Annotated in this window: 16 protein-coding genes and 2 pseudogenes; 4 read left to right on the top strand and 14 right to left on the bottom strand. The window is 61.1% G+C overall.

Features of this window, described 5'->3' with window-relative positions; genetic code table 11:
* From AN936_RS23775 to AN936_RS25955, 14 genes and pseudogenes are all read right to left on the bottom strand, one after another.
* A complete protein-coding gene (locus tag AN936_RS23775; RefSeq protein WP_054590682.1) occupies positions 1-249 on the bottom strand; it encodes a DUF2188 domain-containing protein in 249 nt (82 codons plus the stop codon).
* 2 nt (positions 250-251) lie between these two features.
* The gene (locus tag AN936_RS23770) at positions 252-845 is read right to left on the bottom strand and encodes a hypothetical protein (RefSeq protein WP_149037847.1); all 594 of its coding nucleotides are present in this window, start codon (positions 843-845) and stop codon (positions 252-254) included.
* A 6-nt stretch (positions 846-851) separates the two neighbouring features.
* Positions 852-1,718 (bottom strand): recombinase family protein, encoded by an 867-nt coding sequence (locus tag AN936_RS23765; protein WP_006961816.1) that lies wholly within the window; start codon positions 1,716-1,718, stop codon positions 852-854.
* Between the two features lie 142 nt (positions 1,719-1,860).
* Positions 1,861-4,770, bottom strand: a complete 2,910-nt coding sequence (locus AN936_RS23760) for a Tn3 family transposase (protein ID WP_006961814.1) — start codon at positions 4,768-4,770, stop codon at positions 1,861-1,863.
* A gap of 121 nt (positions 4,771-4,891) precedes the next feature.
* Positions 4,892-6,634 (bottom strand): S8 family serine peptidase, encoded by a 1,743-nt coding sequence (locus AN936_RS23755; RefSeq protein ID WP_054590680.1) that lies wholly within the window; start codon positions 6,632-6,634, stop codon positions 4,892-4,894.
* Positions 6,627-7,751 (bottom strand): AAA family ATPase, encoded by a 1,125-nt coding sequence (locus AN936_RS23750; protein ID WP_054590679.1) that lies wholly within the window; start codon positions 7,749-7,751, stop codon positions 6,627-6,629. The genes AN936_RS23755 and AN936_RS23750 overlap by 8 nt, the downstream gene beginning before the upstream one ends.
* 88 nt (positions 7,752-7,839) lie before the next feature.
* Positions 7,840-10,398, bottom strand: a complete 2,559-nt coding sequence (locus AN936_RS23745; protein ID WP_054590689.1) for a GIY-YIG nuclease family protein — start codon at positions 10,396-10,398, stop codon at positions 7,840-7,842.
* Entirely contained in the window at positions 10,388-11,968 is a 1,581-nt protein-coding gene (locus AN936_RS23740) for an Eco57I restriction-modification methylase domain-containing protein (protein WP_054590678.1), read from the bottom strand. Before AN936_RS23740 ends, AN936_RS23745 begins: the two co-directional genes overlap by 11 nt.
* A gap of 21 nt (positions 11,969-11,989) precedes the next feature.
* Positions 11,990-12,616, bottom strand: coding sequence for an N-6 DNA methylase (locus tag AN936_RS23735; RefSeq protein ID WP_054590677.1), 627 nt, complete (start codon positions 12,614-12,616; stop codon positions 11,990-11,992).
* Positions 12,617-12,650: 34 nt separating this feature from the next.
* Positions 12,651-12,983, bottom strand: coding sequence for a HigA family addiction module antitoxin (locus AN936_RS23730; protein WP_054590676.1), 333 nt, complete (start codon positions 12,981-12,983; stop codon positions 12,651-12,653).
* A gap of 9 nt (positions 12,984-12,992) precedes the next feature.
* A complete protein-coding gene (locus tag AN936_RS23725) occupies positions 12,993-13,283 on the bottom strand; it encodes a type II toxin-antitoxin system RelE/ParE family toxin (RefSeq protein ID WP_054590675.1) in 291 nt (96 codons plus the stop codon).
* A 100-nt stretch (positions 13,284-13,383) separates the two neighbouring features.
* A complete protein-coding gene (locus tag AN936_RS23720; protein ID WP_054590674.1) occupies positions 13,384-15,291 on the bottom strand; it encodes a GmrSD restriction endonuclease domain-containing protein in 1,908 nt (635 codons plus the stop codon).
* 28 nt (positions 15,292-15,319) lie between these two features.
* Entirely contained in the window at positions 15,320-17,500 is a 2,181-nt protein-coding gene (locus tag AN936_RS23715) for a helix-turn-helix domain-containing protein (protein WP_054590673.1), read from the bottom strand.
* Positions 17,501-17,584: 84 nt separating this feature from the next.
* A pseudogene (locus AN936_RS25955) lies at positions 17,585-17,736 on the bottom strand (DUF4113 domain-containing protein).
* A gap of 211 nt (positions 17,737-17,947) precedes the next feature.
* Between AN936_RS25955 and AN936_RS25695 the strand changes: the two are divergent.
* The 4 genes and pseudogenes from AN936_RS25695 to AN936_RS23695 form a co-directional block, all read left to right on the top strand.
* Positions 17,948-18,058: pseudogene (locus AN936_RS25695) on the top strand (transcription elongation protein SprT); the annotation flags it as partial.
* Positions 18,059-18,130: 72 nt separating this feature from the next.
* Complete coding sequence (locus tag AN936_RS23705) at positions 18,131-18,784, top strand: ParA family protein (RefSeq protein ID WP_054590671.1); 654 nt, start codon at positions 18,131-18,133, stop codon at positions 18,782-18,784.
* Positions 18,781-19,113: a hypothetical protein gene (locus tag AN936_RS23700; RefSeq protein ID WP_234715878.1), complete on the top strand. Its 333-nt coding sequence runs from the start codon at positions 18,781-18,783 to the stop codon at positions 19,111-19,113. The genes AN936_RS23705 and AN936_RS23700 overlap by 4 nt, the downstream gene beginning before the upstream one ends.
* Positions 19,110-20,063, top strand: a complete 954-nt coding sequence (locus AN936_RS23695) for a replication initiator protein A (RefSeq protein WP_024021610.1) — start codon at positions 19,110-19,112, stop codon at positions 20,061-20,063. The genes AN936_RS23700 and AN936_RS23695 overlap by 4 nt, the downstream gene beginning before the upstream one ends.
* Positions 20,064-20,577: the final 514 nt, after the last annotated feature.

Here is a 20,577-nt window from a genome sequence, read left to right as displayed (position 1 = left end):
TCAATGCTCGCGGTCGCGTGGCGGCACCGGATCGTTGCCGCCGCCGAGCGTGTCCTTGCTGCGGATGCGCCCTTCCCGCCCCTTCACGGTCAGCTCGCCGCCCCTGGCGTTGACGAGCTTTTCGCGACCCGAGGCGATCGCGTCGGCTTGCCGGTCGAATACGAAACCACGCCCGGCGCCATTGCGCTTATCGACCCATTTGTTGTCCGAGGGCCGCCGATAGACTGTCCTGTCTTTGTCCTTGCTCATGCTCAGAATCCTTCATTGTCCACGTCGATATCGGCCTCGACAACCGCCGTTTCGACAAAGGCACCGAGCTGGTCGCGCAGCTCGTTGTAGACATCATCGTTCTCATCGCTGGTGCCGAGCGACAGAACGAAAGCCGTTTCCATTTCGGGGATTTCTTCGGTGCCAGTGTACCCGTAGAGGTACAGGTCCCGCGCGTAGACGCGGGCATAGACGCGCAGCGTATCTCCCTCGAAGCTAACGCTCTGAAAGTCATTCTTGTGGTGCCGGATCGGGCTCCATTTGTGATCGACCGTGCGCGCTTCCTGCTCTGTGATCTTTTCGGTATCGAGAGAGCCCAGGAGATTGTGGAATTTCGCCGCGCCTTTCGGCGTGCGGCCGCGCTGATACTGAAGCGCTGCCGCGAGGCGAACACTGAAGTAATTTGGGCCGGCGTAATCCGTCACCATCGGGTGCGGATTGAGAATGGCGGTGAGCGCGCCTGCGCCCTTCAGCTTCCCGGTCCTTTTCAAGGAATCCGGGATTGGCAACTCCCAATAATAGGCCCAGTCGGCCCGAAGCTGCGATTTTGGCCATGTTGAAGAACAAAGATTGAACATGGCGATCTACCAGGCTCGCTCTTGTCCTCCAATCTCGTAAACATCGGTCTCGATCGAGCACCTGTAGCTCTCTGCGATGTTGAACATCTCTGTCTGGAGAGATGCGATCTCATCATCGAGGCTGACGCCATCGGCACCCTGATCATAGGCGACGGTCAGCGTGTAATCGCAGTTCCCGGTCTTTTGCATCTGGTAATCCCGCTCCAGCATCGCCTCAATGCGCTCGCGAGCGGGCTTTCTGCCACGACCATGCTTGTTGAAGTTCTCGATGGTCAGATGCAGGGCGATGGTGACAGAAGGCGGCTTTTCCGGCAGCCCGATCCTTGAAGGAATGACGTCAAGCGCCCGATAGACGGTCATTCTTGAGATCTTGAGGTCGCGCGCGACGCTGGCCTTGCTCGCGCCGGCGGTGATCCGGCGTCGGATTTCATCGTCATCGATGTTTTTCTTCCGGCCTTTGTAGACGCCTTCGGCGCGCGCCGCCTCGATCCCGGCGCGCTGCCGGTCCTTGATGAACGTCAGTTCCATGTCCGCGACCATGCCCAGAATGGTGATCACCATCCGCCCCATGCTTCCGGCCGTCGTCACCTCCGGCTCAAGCACCCGCAATGAGGCTCCCTTCTGGTCGAGTTCATGAACCAGATTGAGAACATCGCGTGTGGAGCGACCGAGCCGATCGAGACGCAGGACGACGAGTTCGTCATCGGCGCGCAGGAACTGCATGATCGTCTCAAGCTCCGTGCGTCCAGTGCGCGATGCGCCCGAGCCTGTTTCGGAGCGGAGGATTTCACAGCCCGCTGCCTTCAACCGGGCAACCTGGATGTCGAGATCCTGGTCGATGGTGCTGACGCGGGCGTAGCCGACGCGGGTCATGGGCAAATCCGTCACATTAGGGTGGCTTTGCCCTCGTACAGTAACATTGGTGACGGAACCACCCTTTTGTGACATGTCGTATATGTCACTTCCGATCGTCACGTTCGGGTGCACCCAAATGGTGCGAGCGGAAAGGCCCCGGTCAGGCAGCAAGCCGCCCAAAATCGATCCGGCTATTCAGATCGAGGTCGAAGCGGCCATAAGGATTGACGTGGCTGTAAATCAGCGGTGTGAGGCCGCGATAATCATCCGGCGTCATCCGGCCCGTCCATTTCGGTTCCACCAGCACGCTCTGAAGCATTCGGGTGTTCACATAGACAAGCGACGCTTGCAGCAAATGTAGCGCCAGGACCGAGAGCTGCTGCTCATCGATGCGGTTAGTGGCGATCTCGCCGCCCTTGCCGAAGAAAACGAACCCATTGGCACTGTTCCAGTTTTCAACGACATTCAGGCCTTCATGAATTTCGCGGCGGAAGGACTCCTCGCGCAGATACCGGCACAGGAAGATCGTCTTGACCGCGCGGCCCAGCTCACTCAACGCCTTGTAGGTCGGGTGCATCACCTCGGAGCGGCTAAACCGGCGCAGGATCGCCTCCGGGTCGGCGGTTTTTGTCTGCATCGCGGCTGCATATTTGACCATCTCGTCATATTGCTGCTCGATCTCATCCCAGTTGATCGGACTGGAGAGGATCGGCTGCAAGTGGGGAAGCCGCGTTCGCATGCCGACATCGGGAAGAGCCAGCTTCTGGCGAGCGATCGCTTTCAGGCGGGGTGCAAGCTCAAATCCGAGAAGCCGGCAAAATGCAAAGCCAACCGCGCTTTGGCCATGACTATCAACATATTGTCGCTGGATTTCCATGTCGGTGCAATGGCGCAGCACGCCCTCGATCATGGAGGCGACCTCGGAGGAAGAGCAGCGCTTGAGCTGGGAATAGACGCATGTCGCGCGTCGTTCGACATGCCAGTAGATCATGACGCCCCGTCCACCATAACGCGCATGCCATTCCGTCATCAGGTTGCGATCCCAGGCTCCGAACTTTGTGGAATCTGACGCACAGGCCGTGCCGGCGTCCCCCCAGACTGCAGCATTGCGGATTGCCAGGGTCGCATTCGCAACCCTGGCACACGCCTCCTTGAGCGCCGCGGCATGAACGAAGCGGCGATGGACATGCAGCAGCTCTTCATAGCTGACATCGGGGGTGGCGCCGGCGATCCGCTTGAGCCCGGCATTCGTTCCCAGGCCGTAGAGGCATAGCAGGAGACGTTGATCCAGCGCGGTTTTCGGCAGTGCAACACGCGAGGCCGATGTTTCGAACGCTTCGAGAAGTCCCGTATCAAGGGCAGCCTCCTTCAGTACGTCGAGCAGCCCGGTCATCGGCCAGCGTTGGCCGATCTCGGTCTTGATCGAGGCGAGACCCCTGGGTTCGGGCAAGGGTTTGAACGGGGTGAGAGATATACGGTTCTCGCCGCGCCACAGCAGCCGAACCTTGTCGTTCCGGGGAATATTGGCATTGAGGAGCAACAGTTCCTGAGCAAGCTCTTCCCGGATGGCGCTTGAAAATGCACGCGCATCCGCCGTCAGGTTCAATCCTGTGTAATATGCTTCTCGCCGCGCATCGAAGTCCTTGGGAAGATCGTCATCGGGATTGCGGTATCGGTCCGCCCCGACAACCCAGATTTCCTTAGAACGGATGCGATCGCGCAGTTGCGCGAGGACACAAAGCTCATAACTGATCCGGTTTACGCGCCCCTCTTCATCAATGACGGAACTGCGCCATCTCGCCGGAATGACCTCGTCGACCGGCACTGCGTGCGGCGGCACGTAGCGGCATCCATCATCCACTTTGCTTCTGATCCAGTCCAGGGCCGCCAGCACCGGACGCCACACGGCGTTGTTCGACCGGAACTCCAGTGCCGAAAGCAGGCTTGGCAGCATACGGCGATAATGATTGGCCCATGACCTCCGCATCACCTTGTAGATCCGCCGATCCAAGGCGCCCTTTGCCTGGCTTTCCTTGATGATCGCCGCCAGTTTGTCCTTGCCGGCGATTGGGAAAATGACATCGCAGATGCGCCCGGATGGATCGTCGATCGAAGCGCTGGCAATCTCGACCAGGAGTCGCTCCTTGCCATAGACCCGCTCGATGTCTTTCGCGATATCGCCCACCACCTTGCGTTTCGAGCGCGATCCGATCTTATGGACCGTCTCGATCAGCAGGTCGACCATCGCATCCGTAAGCTGAGCTTCCCGCGCCATCAGATAAACGGCATAGAGCCCGAGCTGGCGCGCCGGTACATGCCGGCGCATCTCCGAGGCTTTCTCGCCGGCAACCCGGCGAACGATCTGATCGACCCATGCCTTGCCCGTGACCGATAGGAAATCTCGGGGAAGAGCAAGCCGTTGGATAAAGGCGAGTTTGGCGGTCACGCCAAGAATGTTTTCGAGCGTCGCCTGACCTGCATCCCCCTTCATCGTGTTGAAGCCGGTCGGGCCATCGGGATCGGCGAGCGAGGCTTCCAGCAAGGCGACCGCATCCGGCGCAAGCCGATCGCGGACTCGGGCCAACAGGGCCTCCAGATAGAGGTGTCGTTGCGAACGGACGAGGCGTTCCAGCTCCTTGCGCGACGGCCCATAGATACGGCGGTCGCGGCACCACAGGAAAACATGCTCGAGCATGGCATTGATCGGCTGCCCGCCCGCACAAAGATCGTCGGAAATCCACCTCGACAACGCCCTGCGATCCGTCTGCGTCATACGGCGGAACCCGAGATGCCGCAAAATCTCCGCGCAATGCCGGCGGGCGGTGCGCCCGGAAAAATCATAGTGGTTCACGGATTTGGCATCGAGACCAAGTTGCTCCGCCAGATACAAGACACCGTCGGAGGGTATCGACGCATGATCCGGCACAAAGAAGCCATGCCCGGCGAAAAATCTAAGCTGAACCGCCAATCCCAGTCGTGCCGTCTCCGCTTTGCCGGTCACGAACGCGATGTCCGAAAAACTCAGGCTCCAGGAGCCGATCAGATCCCCACTCGAAACGCCAAGGCTCATAACGCCGCTCCCTTATCGGAGCGGAACGTCGTTCCTCGCATGGGCGATCGTCAACAACAACCAGCCCGTTCCCGACGTGTTCTCCAAGATGACCAAAATCGCAGCTTCGGGCCGACTGGGCCTAATAGGCTGCGCCAGGGCGAAGCGTCGCGCGCCATTGCAGCGTAACAAAGCCAGGTCGGCACTCCCAGGGCAGCGAGGCGGCCGACGGGGTGCCAAAGCCCATGGCCGGATCGAAGTTCATCCCGTCCGAGTTGTGCAGCAGCAGAGCCTTCACAAGGTCCGGAGAGGCGTCGCGCACCCGCTCCATCGTGTGTGCAGCGAGCGGCGACGTGAGGGACGTTGCGAAGCTCGACCCCCGAATGAGATGCCCGCCCAAGACGCGGACGTGCGAAAAATGCGAGAGGTCGGGCTTGAGCATACTGGACGGCCCTGGCCCACACAGGCTCACGGGACATTCCCCCGCCGGATCGCCGTTGCCGTCGTGACTCCGGCCTCCGACTGTGATCGCCGCTTCGCAATCGGCGGGCGGCTGAAGCCGGGAGCCCGGCTTGTTGCCTACGGAGATGATGGGCAGCACGCGGTGCTTGCGCGCCAGCAAGGCAATATCATGCCCGAGCGCGCTCACGGCTTCGAGATCGCAGGCGTAGGCCTGATTGAGGGAGAAATTCCAAACCCGCGTGTCCGGGTTTGCTGCCATCACTCCATCCACATAGGCGATAAAATCCTGAGGGTCGACGAAGACCCCCGACGCTTGCTTTGCGAGGGCTTGGGCCGTGCCGACCTGGCAGTAGAGCGGCGGCAGGGTGAGATTGTTGTTCCAGTCATGACCCTGCACCACGAGAGAGGTTACCCAATTTCCATGCTGGGTATCGGCCGCGCCATCAGCGACGAGCGGCGGCGCGCGCCATGCCTCTGCATGACGGTAGGACCCCGCCGTCATGCCGCCATCAACGACGCCGACGATTGGCAGCATCGTCAAGTTTTCCGGTAAAGGGCGGTCCGGCTCCCGACCCTCCCCGGGCGAGGTGGAGCTTATCGGCTGTACCGGCTCGATACGGAATACGGTGCCGGACGCGACAAGCTGGCCAAGCGCGGCCCGCGACGCAACGAGAACCGTTGTGCGCGCCCGACGGCGCAGGCGATAAGCCCGCATCGCGAGATTAATGCGGTCGCCGCTCGCGCCCGCCGCACGCAGGCTGCGCCGCATCACGACCGGAACATCGCTCTCGGCGTCGAGATCGACGCCCGCCAGAAGAGGCGGCGGCGGTGTGATCGTGCCATCGCGGAGCGCAGCAAAGCGCTCGATCAGTTCTTCTGAGGCATCGCGGCCGCGCAGAGGCATGAGCCAGACTGTGAAGGCCCTGCCTCCCTTGGTTTCCGGCGCAGCATCCCAAATCTCGTCCAGAGACGTGGCTCCGGTGGTATCCTCGTTCTCGAAAAAGCGGACGGCTTCGATGCGAGAGATGTCCACCTGTTCCTTGGCCAGGTCCGTGCGCTGCACGAGGCGCGCAAAAGCGGGAAGCTGGTTCGCCGCCACTTCGACGAGGTATCCCGACCGATAAGGAGCAATGAGCCGCGCATCCCGCGTCGGGCTAAAGAGGTCCGAGGGCGTGTAGCTGGGCGCAAGGGAGTCGTCGAACATCGCCGCGTAGAGCACAACGCGTCCATCGAACCGGGGGCGCTGCGCCGTCTCTTCGGACAGGGCAAGGAACTGTCGAGACAGCACGCGCCGCTGTTCGGGCAGGCGGTCCGTCTTGATGCTGCTCGCGTTCTTTCCGCCGCCGGACACCCCTTCCGGTTTGGGGTCCTTGATGAAGCGCAGAACGGGGTTCAGCAGCGGCCGCCGTGGAGTATCAACCATCGATCGCCTCCTTCAGATAGCGGTGCACCATCTGACGACTGACACCGACGATCTTGCCAATCTCGGCTTGGCCGATGCCGCCCTTTTCGTGGAGCAGGCGGGTCAGAACCTTCTTATCCGCCGTTTCCAGGTCCCGGCTGTCGAGCAGGCGTGGGCTGCCGGTTTTTGATCCGCTAACCGCGAGAAGGATACGCGCCAGATCGACCTCGCGGTCACTGAGGATCGCCCGCCGCCGTGACGCGAGCGCGATATTCTCGATATCCGCGCCGTTCAGCCCTTCTGAAACCCGCGCCAGCAAGCGCGCATTGTCTTTGTGAAGGGCATCTTCCTGAAACAGGAAATGCTCCCACATGCTGGCGCGCACGTCCTCATCGGGAAGATCCAGCTTCACCTTGTAGGGAAAGCGCCGCCAAATGGCGGGATCGAGGAGGTGTGGATGGTTGGTCGCGCCGACGGTCACCACGTCGTCCGTCAGGGAATCGAGCCCCTGAAGAACGGTGTTCACGACACGCTTTAGCTCGCCCAGCTCGTTCCGATCATCGCGAAGCTTTGCAATGGCGTCCATTTCGTCGAGGAACAGCACCGCGTTACGAGCAGGCACGAAATCGAATATCCCCCGGACATTTTTGGCGGTTTCGCCAAGTCGAGACGAGATCAGGGAATCAAGACGGGCGACGTAGAGCGGCCGTTGCAGCGACGCCGCGATATGTCCCGCCAGCAGGGTTTTCCCCGTTCCTGGCGGGCCGTAAAGCAACAGGCCAAGGCGCGCGGAAACGCCCTTCTCGGCCAGCAAGCTGATATGCTGCGCATCCTCGATGAACTGCGAGATGGTCTGGCCAGCCTCCCCCCCGAGCATGATCGGCGTTGTCGGCCATTGCCCCTCTTCAATGAGGGGTAGTCGCGATCCTGCGTCACGCGGAAGCGCCTCGGCATAGCCCGAAGCTTGAAGGGGGACGCCACGCTTCCGGAGCAGCGACTGGAGGGCCTTCGCGCCCTCCAGGTCGTCTTGTTCCGCTAGGCTTTTGGCGATCTGGCCGCCGATACGGCGGACTCCGGTGTAATTCGCCGACATGGCGGCTTCGATCAGCGCAGATACAAGGGACTTGTCAACTTCCATACCCATTATTGTGTCACTGAAGGGTAGAAATGTCAACCCAAATGCAAAATATGTAAACTAATGTATGGTCAGGCTTAGGGTTTTCTGGTCAGGCTGCCTCGTCCTTTGCAACCACGGTGTCGTAAAGGCCATAATGCGTCAGCCCTTCGTGGCTTTCGATGCCGGTATACCGGAGCGAGGCGTCCTCATATCGCCGGAAGGCGAACACTGCTTCGTTCATGCGCTCCGTGTTGAACACCTTAAGCCGCACGAGCAGGTGAAAGTCCGCGACCGTCAGGCCCGTTACCGATTGGAACAGCTCGGGCTCCAATTTGGTGATGACATCTTGAAGCGTATTTTCGCGAAAATCCGTCAGGTACATGAAGGCCGGAATGCGTGTGGCAAACTTGATCAGCTTCTCCTGCACCAGCTTGCGCTTCGATTTGTACTCCTTCTCCTCGTCCGTCAGCTCCTTCTTCTCTTTCGCAGACAGCTCGCCCCCCTTTTCCTTCGCCTTGGCTTTAAGGTCTTTAACCGTCTCGCTCTTGTTGATGATCGTCTCGATGATGTTGTCCCCGAGAGACCGCCATCCTTCGATCCGCTCGACGGCGGCCATTGCTTCGGGATTGTCCAGAACACGACGGAGCGTGTCGTTGTCGACATTGACCAGCAACGCCGATTCCCACTTGCGCGCGAGCAGCGTGGCCGAGGTCCCAGCCATGGCGATATCGAGGATACCGCCGGCATCGATCTGTGTCATGTTCGCGCCGTCATAGGCGAGCACAGGGAGGAACGAGACCAGCTCGCGGACAGCATTCTCGGGATTGGCCTCGCCAGGCGAAAGGCCAATGCCGTATTCCGAGAGCTGGCGCAGCGCGCGCGTCGGGGCGAAATCGAATACGAAGCAGACCGGCTTGAGGACCTCTTCCTCGTTCGGATCATCCCCGTTGGGGTTCTTGATCGACCATGGCGATTGCACCCGGAACGCCGCCTGAAAGTAGGTTTCCGGCGACTTAAGGTTCCGCAACATCAGGATCGACGACCACTGCGCGACGGTGACGCCGGTGGTGAGCTTGCCGCAGGACAGAGTGATCGTCTTGGTGTCAAAGCCGCTGCCGATCGCTTCGCGCACCGGCGGCAGCGCGTCGAGGCCGATCCCTGCCGTCGCACCGGCGGACACGATCACGTTGTAATCGTGCCAGAAGGTGTTCTGCCGCTCCTTGAGCAGGTTAGCCATGGCGTGGCAGGCGGCCACGTTCGGCAAAAACCAGAAGGAGTGTTGCAGATAGGGCAGCAGCCGCACGTCCGAATAGGGGAATGGCGGCCTGGTGCCGGCCTTGAGGCTCTTGACCGTCTGCGGCGCATAGCCGCCGCGGATGATGTCGAGCCACTTCTGGACATCGTTCTTGAACTTGAACTCCGCCGCGTCGCCCGTACCTGTTGCACTGAAAAAGGCGTTCAGGTCGAACTCGTCGAACTCGCCTGCGCTGGCGATTGCCAGCAGCTCGTCAGGCATCTGGTAGGTCAGCAGGCGCATCTGCGGCAACGCCCCGTAGGGGTTCCGCTTACCGGGATTTTTGGCCGCAAACGCGGCCTTGGCCTTCTGCTCGTCGGTGTAGGTCCAGTTGAAAATCTGCTCCTCGATGAACTCGCCGGTGGCCAGGGCCTTGAAAGGCGTTCCCGAGAGATAGAGGTAAGCCCGTGTCGTGATCGGCAGGAACTCGGCCTCGCTCTCTGAGAGGACGCCGAGATCCTCGTTCACGTCTTCGAGGTCTGCTGCATACTCAAGGCTGGTCTCCTTCTTGGCGACTGCCTCTTCCTCGCCCTCGAACAGCTCCTTGGCCGTCTCCCGCCAGGCGCCGAAATGGTATTCGTCGAACACGACCAAATCCCAATTCGTCGTATGCACCCACTCATGGCGGGCCTTGATATTTCCGGCCTTGTCGCGGCCAAGGAGGTCCTGGAAAGAGCCGAAGAATACCACGGGCTTTTCGGGATCAATCTGGCTCGGGTCGCGCCCCGATTTGCGGGAGAGATACTGCCAGCCATCGAAATCCCGATGGTTTTCCAGGTCGGCCTGCCACGCATCCTCGACCGCTGGCTTGAACGTCAGGACCAGTACCCGCTTCGCTCCAAGCTTCTTGGCGAGCTGGTAGGACGTGAACGTCTTGCCGAACCGCATCTTCGCGTTCCAGAGGAAGCGCGGCACCGCCTTGGGGTCCTGTTCCCAGCGGGAGCGGAAATAGGCGTAGGTCTGATCGACCGCTTCCGCCTGCTCTTTGCGCGGCGGGAAATCCTCATGGTGAGTGCCGGTGAATTGCTGGCCTGAGCGCAGCTCTGCGAGCACGGTTTTCACGTCGGCCACCGTGCAGCGCATCCATTCGAGCTGCGGATTGGCAAAACCCTTTCGCTTTAGGGCTTCACGCACTGCGTGATCGGTGATGATGCCGCCATCATCACGCTCCCCGTTTTCGTCCAGCTCGATCGTGTAATTGGTGATCGCGGCCGTCTTGAGCTGCTCCGAGACACGCTGCGTCACGTCGCGAGTGGTCTGACCGACCTTGAGAAGGCCGCTGTGTGTGTCGGATGCGATCGAATAGGCGTAGATGCGGGGGCGTGCTTCCGGCTTTGGGGTGAGGATTTCCTCAATTGCGGGCTTACTCGCCATCGCCGACATCCATCGCGCGAACTTGAGACTCGATGTAAGCCTGCTCGTCCGCTGAAATGCCATATTTCTCGTACAGCATCTCATCCGTCCAAGTCGTGTCCCATGTCTGCATTGGGACCCATGAGTAAGTTGAGTTCAGCGCATGCTGAGTTATTTTTCGTTGAGACACCAGAAACCTAAACAAGCGCGTGGAGTAGTACGATCGCACACTCTCAGCCTCTTGTTGAGTATCAACGCTAAATACAAGAAATGACTGAGTGCACACTGAGTTAGGTGGGGCAACAACAGGCTTGCCAAGTATTTGATGTGGAACCGCGTCGCCACCATTATAAGCTTCCGGTACGAGAAGCTTCCACTTGTCGATGAGAGGAATACTCTTCCTTATGGTATCACGAGCTACGTACCCGACGCCTCTCTTCATCCTCTGAATGAAAAAAAGTGCCACATCGCCATCGCGCTCAGTCGCGCGAAATTGAGCAAAATTTGAGGCAAGGCCAAAGGCGGTATCTCGGCTTAAAATGCTGTTTATAGGAACCTCATCGTGTGAAAGAACCTTATGAAGAATTGATAGCGCTCGTCCATCACGAACAAAGATGTCATACTCATCAAGTTTGCGTGCTATAGGACCGATGGCTTCGCCGCCGCGAAACGTCGTGACATTGCACTTCCCCTTATGTGCCCTATCCCATAGGAAATAGCAGATGCCGGCCTTGATTTCGACACCAGGGAAAACTTCCGCCGACGCGGGAAAGTCAACTAATTCCTTCAGATGACCGCCGCTCAGGAAAGCCTGACGAAAATCATCCATCCCACGGCCACCTGCCATCCAGCGAGATGGAATTACCATCGAAATATATCTTGGCTCCAGCGCCATCGCCTGCTCAACGAACAGATGATAGATAGATGAATCACTTGTTCCGCCAGCCCCGCCGGTCATCTGATAGGGAGGGTTTCCGATAAGTACATCGAACTGCATGTCGGCTCCGAACAGCTCTCCAATGCGAGCTTTTATGTTGTTGGTGTGAATGAGAGCATAGGCGTGGTTCTCCAGGCCTTTGTCGCGGTCAAAGAGGGAGCGGGGCGCACCGCAGAACGAGCACTTCCCTCCGTTCCAGGTGTGCTCGATCCGCTCAAACCAGATGTTACCGACTTCCGTCTTGAAGCTGCTGGCGACCGAATGTTCGCCGTTGGCATACTTCGAGCAATAAAGGCTGCGTCGCGCCAACAGGCTAGTGAGTTTAGTGATGCCGATGCCAAAAACCTGGCGGGTCAGGATATGATCGACCCGCTCCTGCAGCTCTGGGATTTCATCGGCCAGCCCAGCAATCAGCCGCGTGGTGATCTCGCGCAGGAAGACGCCAGACTTGGTGAAGGGGTCGAGGAATCGAACATTTCGATTTCCCCATATGCTCGCCCCGTCATTGGCCGTTGCCCACGCCTCGGCCAGTGTGTCCAGCATCCGGTTGGCGAACTCCGGCGGCGTAAACACCTCGTCGTTCGACAGGTTGGCGATGCAGGTCAAAACGTCGGGATTGCGCCCCCGCAATGTGAATCCCGCCTGTTCGTTCATTCTTTTCCCCCTGTACCGCCGTCACATTGCCGCGAGGTCGCCAAGCGACATCGGCGGATATGATGATGTGGGCGTGAAGATTTCGTGCTTCCCGAGGCTGGCGAAGAGCGAGTCCTCGGCGCTGAAACTTGCCATTCCGGTGAGCACATCGAGCCGGAAATCCCGCCTCTGGAACTTGCCCTTTCCTAAATAGCCCCACTCCACGACGCTGATCGGCGCGCCCGCTGTGTCGCGCATGGTCATGGCATCGCCATGGACGAGATTGAGCGTCAGCACGAAGGAGGCGGCGCGATAGGCCTCGTCCTGCTGGCCGACGCCGAGATAGTCAGCAAAGACCTCCAGCATGTTCGCGCGGCATTCGGCGATATTGTCGGGCAGCAGCTCGATACCGTAGCAGCACATAAGGCCAAACAGCGCGTAGTGGCGCCGCTCGAATTCAGACTTACCGAATTTCAGTTGCACTGCCGCAAGCTTGCGCTGAAGGATCGGCACCAGGAAATTGCCGCTGCCGCAGGCAGGTTCAAGAAAGCGCGCGTCGATGCGCTCCGTCTCGCCTTTGACGATATCGAGCATCTTTTCGACGAGCCACGGGGGAGTGAATACCTCACCGTGATCGTTCACTCGCTCTCTGGACTTGATTAAACTCATGAGGTGCACTTGCAAGAAGGAAGGAGCATTCGCGTCAGATCATCGACGGCTGCGGATCGATCGGCTTGCCCTTGAAGGGGGCAACCTTGATGTCCCCTTCCCGCTTGCGGGCCTGGGCAATGTCGTAGCTGTTCTGCATCCGCATGAGCGTGTCCATCGAGACGCCGAAGGCCTTCTCGATCCGCAGCGCCATCTCCGGCGACAGGTGCGCCCGCTCGTTGAGCAGCGTCGAGAGCGTCGCCCGCGTGACCCCCAGCACTTCGGCCGCGGCGGTCACCGACAGGCCGAGAGGTTCGATGATCTCGTGCTTGATGAAGCCGCCGGGATGGGCGGGGTTCTTCAAGCGGAGTCCCAGATTTGCAGCCATGGCCACCTCCTAGTGGTAATCTTCATAGTCGAGGTCGACGATCTCGATCTCGCCCCGATCGATCCGGAACGTCATCCGCCAGTTCTTGGTCACGAACAGGCTCCAGGTGCCTTTGCGGTCGCCGGTCAGCTGATGGGCCTTCCAGCTCGGCACCGTGCGCAGCTCGTCCTCCTTCTCCATGTCCTGGAGAAAGGAGACCATGCGCCGGATTTTGGCCACGACGGCGGGCTGCAGCCCGCTAGCATCATCGGTCTCGATGAAGCGTCGCAATCCCTTATGGATCACGTTCCTGATCTTCATGATCTATGCTACCAAAATAAGCGTTCGGTGTCAAGTTACGCCATACAACCCCGCAGGACCCCCCTGCCGAGCCTGCCGCCGGAGGCGGCGTCCCTGTCATTTAAGCCAAGGGGATCGTCTGCTCGGCCTCGGCCGTATCGTCGTCGCTCTCGACATCCTCACCCTCTTCCGGAACGTCGCCCTTGTAGGCGGCCTTACCCATCGCCTGCTCGATCAGGCCAAGCAGCCGCTTCTGCCGATCGTCCATGAAGGCCTCGAAGGCATCGGCCCGGAGCATCGCCGGATCGATCAGGTGCGATGCCAGATAGCCGTCCAGCTTCTCGCTGCTGATCGGCGGGTTGGCGTTGTTGCCCTTCTCCAGCTTCCCGAGATATTCGGACGGCGCCACGCCGCCGATGATCCTGTTCGTGCGGTAGGACAGCGGCGTCTTGTTGATGATGCTATCAAAGACGGCCGGCTTGATGCCGCGCGCCTTGCACCAGTCCTGCGGGAAGATGTGGTGTATGTCGACGTTCTCGCCGAAGAAGACGGTGTGATCGAACCTCTGCCCGGAGCGGAAGTCCTGCGCCCCCTCCTTCATCAGTAGGGCGTTCACGCCCTTGTAAGCGGCTGACAGTCGCATGCGCATCGTTTTCAGGCGGTCAGCCCGGAACATCGTTTCGCTGACGGTCGAAGGGGCCGGGCCGCCCTTCAGCCAGCGTGGCACCTCCATGAAATCGCGCGCGATGCGGGTCTCGACCGCCGACCCGTAGAGTTCGCCGAAGACGCCGTTCCAGTACCATTGCACCAGCTTGGACCGATTGGCCTCGTGCTCCCATGCGTCGCCGATGTCAGCGAGGATCGCCGCAAGGGGGACAATCTGCGACTGATAGGGCAGGTCGAAAATGCGGTAGATATGCAGCATGTGCAGGAACTTGGCGGCCCGTACAAAGCCCTGCTCCACTTGCGCTTCATAGAGCTTATAGGCGTCGAGCGGGAGATCGAGCAGTGCCTGGCGGTTGCCCGACACCGCCGGAAGCTCCTTGCCCTCTTTACCCGCCTGCTCGGCCGCACGCCGCTTGTCGCGCGTGTAGAACAGGGACACCGCCTGCAGGAAATCCGTGTTGCCCACGCCCGCCAGGATGCCGGCGTCGGAATCCGCGGGGCGTAGCGTGTCGGCGAGGCGGCGATGGCGCCCCTTGGTGCTTTCATCGCCATACCAGTCCTTGCGGAGTTCATGCCCCGAGGCGGCATACATGGCCGTGACCAGCTCGAAGGCGTCGAGCGCCTTGCCGCCTGTGTTCACCTTCTCGAACACGACGCAGACCGCTTCCTTCGAGGTCGAGCGGTCGAGCGCGATCACCGGCACGCGGTAGTATTTGAAGTTTTCGAGCACCTGGCGCTTGAAGGCGCGGAATTCTTCGCGGACCGCCTTGTGCTCGTCGCCGGCCCAATAGTCGTCGAAGCCGTCTTGCCACTTGTCCCAATCGAACACCTGCGACACCGGATACATCAGCGCCGCGTATTCCTTCTCCGGCGACGAGAGGTCGAGCGTGACCTCCCGGCCGAAATCCGTGCGCTCCATGCGATCTTCCGGCACGCCGACGACCGCCTCCTCGCGGTCGGCCAGCTCGTCGATAGCCTTGCGGATGTCGATGTAGAACCAGCGTTTGACACGCTTCTTCTTCGGGGTGACGGTTTCGACAACCTTGCCCCGCAACGCCACCTGATAGAGGGACGTCATGCGCTGCTGGCCGTCCAGCAGGAGGGATTGCGGCGCCATTTGCCGGGCCTCGGGCGGCGCGCCTTCGACCGGGCGAGGTTTGAAATTCACAGGCCCCCCCGTATCGAGCGACATGAGCGCGCCGACCGGGAAAGCCCGCGAGATCGAAGCGATGAGGCTCTTGATGCGGTCTTCGTCCCAGACCCAGCTCCGCTGAAAGTCGGGCAGCTGGATGATGCCGCGATGGCATTCGTCCAGCAGCCGTTGAAGGTCGATCGGATTAGTCTGGAACGTTGATCCCGCCATGGTTCTTAGGCCCCCTCGTGGTTGATTATTATGCAGCTTTCGTCGGGAATGGGATCACGTTCCCACCCAGCCCGGCTTCCGGCGCGTTCTCCGCCACCAGGCGGCGCATCGGCGCGATGACGAGCTGATCCCAGAGGACGTTCGTAATCTCCTCCAGCTTGTCTTTCAGATCGGCCCGGTCTTCGAACCACGTTTTCAGGTTGCCTGCGACGCGGCCCTTGAAGCCCGGTCCCGCACCCCATTCGGCCGCGCACTGACTCCAGATCGAAGCGCTGGAGAGGGGGCCGCGATAGACTTCCATCCCCGCCCGCTGCACCGCTTCCAGGAATGCGGTGCGCGTTGCGATCGCGCTTTGCTCCATCTGACTGATCGTCTTCTCCGCCAGCTGCAGCCCCTCGTCGCCTTTCATGACGGCGATGTAGTCCTTCAGCGACGAGAACCACCGATCGCTGCGCTGCCGCGCATCCTTCGCCGCGCCCACCCCGATGTTGTGAATGATGTTGAACCCGGAATATTCGCCGTTCCGGCGCGTCGCCGCCCACAGCGTCGCGGCGTATCGCACCCCGCCGATCGTCGTCAGCGCCTCCGTATAAGCATGACGCTCACGGGCCGGGAGCGCCGGGTGAGCATCAAGAAAGGAGTTCAGCCTTTCGGCTACTTCCTCCATTGCCGCCGTGAGGGCTTGCGCCTCGTGGTTCTTCATCACCTCGTCGGCAGCGGCGCACAGGTCGAACAGGCGGGCCTCGACCGTGGAGCGCATACGGTTCAGCTGGTCGAACAGCGCGCCGCGCACCGGCGCCGCGTCGTCCGACTGCACGTTGTAAAAGACCATGGGAACGCCGGCCAGATCCTCGGCCGCCAGCTCGTTCTCCACCTGCATCTGCTTGAAGGCATATCCCTCGGCATCGTCCATCGCGACTTCGCCCGCGTCGTCCTTCATGGCCCGCGCTTCCTCGGTGCGCGGGAGCGCCAGGATCGAGACTTTCCCCGTATTCACCGGTTCCGAGTACGTGTCGTGCATGTGCTGCAGCAGGGAGCGCGTCGTCACGCCCGGCGCGTCGTTGAAGCGGGTGCAGAACACGACCGCGGTGCGGGGGTCCTTGAGGCGGAGGTCCAGGTCTTCGCGCACGGCCACATCATCGACGCCCTTCGTGTCGATGACATTGATTTCCAGCTCGCCGAAGCTGCGGCCGAACTCGGGAATGATCAGGTCAATGCTCGTCGGCAGCGACACGTCGGCCAGACGACCGTTGTTTACCTCGCGGAAGGTCTTCATCACCCATTCCATCGGGTGCTGCCGCGTCACGCTGTCGTACCAGAGTTCCCTTTGAGTGCGCTCGGGCAGCTTCATCAACTCCAGGACCCGCGTGCGGAACTCGTCTTCGCTCGCGCAGGAGGCGACCAGATCGCTCACCGGATCGAAATAGACGATCTTGCCGTTCTCGGTGGAGCGGCGACGCGTTAGGCCCGACATATTCCGGATCGCCCGGTCATGCTCGCGGCTCACCCCGGCGTTATCGGCTGACTCCTTCAGCTCGCCCTTCAGCACCGCCCAACGCGAGGCGCAGAAGTCGGCCACCAGGTCGCGCAGCTCGGTTTCAGACATCGGCAGCAAACTGATGCCGAATTCCGGCCCGCGCTTGATATGAACCTCGCAAATGGTCGTGCCGCCCGCCCCTGTTTCGAGGACGGGCCGGTCGATCGGCTTGGAGGCCAGCGTCGGCGGCACGAGAAGGTCGAAGAGGAAGCTAAGACCTGTCGATTTTCCCACGCCGATCGGCCCGATGAAGGCGATGTTGTGGTTCATCTTCTGAAGGTAGTTCGCCCCCTTGATGAGGGTGTCCTTATGCCGCTCGATCTGGCGGCGGAGCGGCCAGGGACGGCTCTCATCGGCGAGGAAGGTGTCGATGTCGCGAAGCGCCTCGTCGGCTATTTCAAGGCATGCGCGCTGCGGGTTGAAGAAGCTCGGCGGCGCGATGTTCTCCCACGCGCGGCCGATGAATTCTTTATAGGCCCGGGCCTGGGGAGAGCCGAGCGCCGTCAGCGCATCGAGCACCTTCTCGACTTCCGCTTCGGAAGACACCTCCCCCTTTTCGATGCGGGAAACCCGACTTTGATCGAGGCCGGCCTCCGTCGCCAAGGCCGCCTGCGTTACCCCGATCTCGCTTCTAAGGCGCGCGAGAACCGCGCTATGTGAAATACCGCCCATGCACAATCTCCTTCATGCAGCATGTATGCGCGCCTAACCGAAATCCGTCAACATATATGTAGCATGCATTATGGTAGGGTGCTTTCAGGTGTGAACGCGCAGAAAATCTGTCTCCCGCGTCGTATAGCAGGGAGACAGATTACCCCGTCGCATGCCCAGGTCGGCGTTGCCGCAACAGCGCCCGGTCGCAGGGTGTTGCGGCCAAAGCGGCCGTTGACCGGATCAAGTGCCGCCATCAGCGCCTTGGATTTTTCCGGATCGAACGACGCGAACAGGTCGGCCACGGGCAGGCCCGCGGATTGATAGAGGTCGAGCAGTACGATCCCGGTCTTCTGGTAGCGGTAGCCGTCGCGCCACATCGCCGCGGCCGCGCGCGTGGCCGTCCTGATCAGGGCGAGGCTGTCGGCCGTGGGCTCGATTACGACCGTGGCCTGGTTGGCGTAGACGACTGCGCGCAAATGGCTGGAGACAGCGGGTGCACCTTTGTGCCCGGTTGAGGGGCACGGCCCGATGCGCCACGATCCGATCGGCGACGGAACTGAGGACGAACCTGGTTAAGCGACTAAGCATCTTTACGACTAAGCGGCTAAGCTCTATAAGTCGCTTAGCCGCTTAGTAGGAGCAGCAGCTATGCAAGTATGGGCCGTCATCGCGCAAAAGGGCGGGCAATCCAAGACCACCCTCTCAACCGGATTCGCCGTCGAGGCGGCGCGGGAGGGGGCGTCGGTCGTTATCCTCGATGCCGACGATCGCCAGGGATCGGCGCTCTACTGGTCCGAACGCCGCGACGACGACGACGTGATGGTGAAGGACAGCAGCGTTGCCGGTCTGCCGCTCCACGTCTCCCGCGGGCGCAGCAGCGGCAAGATCGACCTCATCATCATCGACACGCCGGCGAACTCCAAGGACATTGCCATGCTCGCAGCCGAGCAGGCGGATTTCGTCATCATCCCTGTCGCGCCGCGGGGGCTGGACGTTCATTCGGTGTTGCAGACCGTCAAGCAGGTGCAGCAGGCAGGCACGCCGTTCGCCGTTATACTGACGCAGGTTCCGCATCAGGGCGGGGAGGGGCAGGAGGCCCATGCCGGCTTCGCGGCGAAGGGCGTGACGATGTTCGACAGCCGCCTCCACTTCCGCAAGGATTTCTACAAGGCCACGCCGCTCGGCAGAACGGCCGCCGAGACGGACCCGGCCAGCAAGGCGGCGGCCGAGTTGCGCGCCGCCTATGATGAGGCTAAGCGACTAAGCGGCTTTACGACTAAGCAAGTAAGCGAGGTTGGATGATGGCGAAGAAATCTTCCGCGCTCGCCGGCATCTTCGATGACGAGCCCGAGGCACAGGCACAGGCTCCCGTTGCCGATGCAACTCCCGCGCCGCAGCCTGCCGTCCCGCGTCGGTCGCGGCGTGCGGCGGACACGTCGGCCCCGGCAGCACCGGCCCGGCGCAGCAGCCATCCCGGCAAGAAGCCGGTGCTAATCCACATTCCCGAAGACATGCACCGCACACTGCGCCAGCTCAGCGTCGAGGAGGGCGGGGAGCCCCTTACCGTCATCACCGAGCGGTTGCTGCGCCAGTATTTGGTCCAGCGGGGACACACCAGGTTCGCGCCGTGAGCAAGCGGCGTGATCCCAATCCCGAGTTCGACCTGTTCATTCCGGCGCTCGGCGATCTTCCGCTCAAGGACCAGCGGGAGGTCATGGAGCGCCCGTTCTTCTCGCTCCAGAAGCGCAAGCGGCTGAAGCCGATCGAGTATCGCAGCCCGGATGGCGAGGCCTGGGTGCGCGTCCAGGCCATTCCCGACTACGGCATGGCCACGATCTGGGACGCCGATATCCTGATATGGGCCGCGTCCACGCTCAACCGCATGAAGCAGCAGGGGCTGAACGATCTGCCCCGCACGCTGACAACCACGCCCTATGACCTACTGCGGGCGATCAAGCGCAGCACAGGGGGCAGGGACTATCAGGAGCTGCAAGCTGCGCTCCTCCGGCTCCAGACGACCTCGATCACAACTTCGATCCGCGCGACGAAGCGCCGGCAGAAGGCTGGCTTCAACTGGCTCGACAGCTGGACCTTCGACACCGACGCCGAAACGGAGCAGCCGCGCGGCATGACGCTGACCCTCTCGGATTGGGTCTATGAGGGCATCGTCAACGAGAAGTCGCTGCTCACCATGCACCCCGACTATTTCCTGCTCTCCGGAGGGCTGGAGCGGGCGCTCTATCGTATCGCGCGAAAGCACGCCGGCACGCAGCGCGGTGGGTGGACTTGCCGGGTAGAGGTACTTCGCGACAAGACCGGCAGCGATGCCCAGCCCAAGGAGTTCAACCGGATGCTTCGGCGGGTGATCGAGGCCGACCAGCTCCCCGACTATGCGATGGAGCTGACCGAGACGACGGACAAAAGCCCGGCCGTGTTGTTCAGGCTCCGCGGCGAGGCCGAGGCACTGGCACTCGCCGAGAGAATGCGCGCCGAGGAGGAGCGGCGCGCCCGTTTCGACGCCGAGCGCAAGCGGGCCGAGGAAGTCGATGCACAGATGGACCGGCTTGCTGGCCGCCGCTGACTATCGGGGTTTCACACACCGCAAGTCCAACTATCGGGGTTTCACCCACCGGCCAGCGATGCTGCCTGAACCCTGACATGCTTCGGGCGATGCCGAAGCCACCAGCCAGGCTGTGGATAACTAGCGCGGGAGGCTCCTTTTCGGCTCCAGAGTCTCGGGGTTTCACCCACCTTGGCGTCGGGGTATCACCCACCGCGCTATCGGGGTATCACACACCGAATCACGGGGTTTCACCCACCGGGCTGTCCGGCAAGCAGTTGATAAGCAAGGCAAGATTCCGCTTTTTGAGCGGTTTAACTTGTTTAACGATTCCTATTTAACAGAATCTCTTAACGACAGGACTCACCCAAAACCGTCGACCTGAGAAGAGCAATGCGGAATTGGCCTCACGGCCAATGCACCTTCGATCCGTGCCGGCTACCGCCGTCACCAGAGCGGCCTGCCGGCCGCGAGGCTTCCGAGAGAAGCCAGGCGAAACCGGCGGTGGGTGCCTTCAGCGTTCGCCAGTGGAGAG

The organism is Sphingopyxis macrogoltabida (assembly GCF_001307295.1).
In the GTDB taxonomy this organism is placed as follows: Bacteria; Pseudomonadota; Alphaproteobacteria; order Sphingomonadales; family Sphingomonadaceae; genus Sphingopyxis; species Sphingopyxis macrogoltabida_B.
The sequence above is the reverse complement of the archived record's forward strand: the minus strand, read 5'-3'. Positions and strand labels throughout refer to the sequence as shown.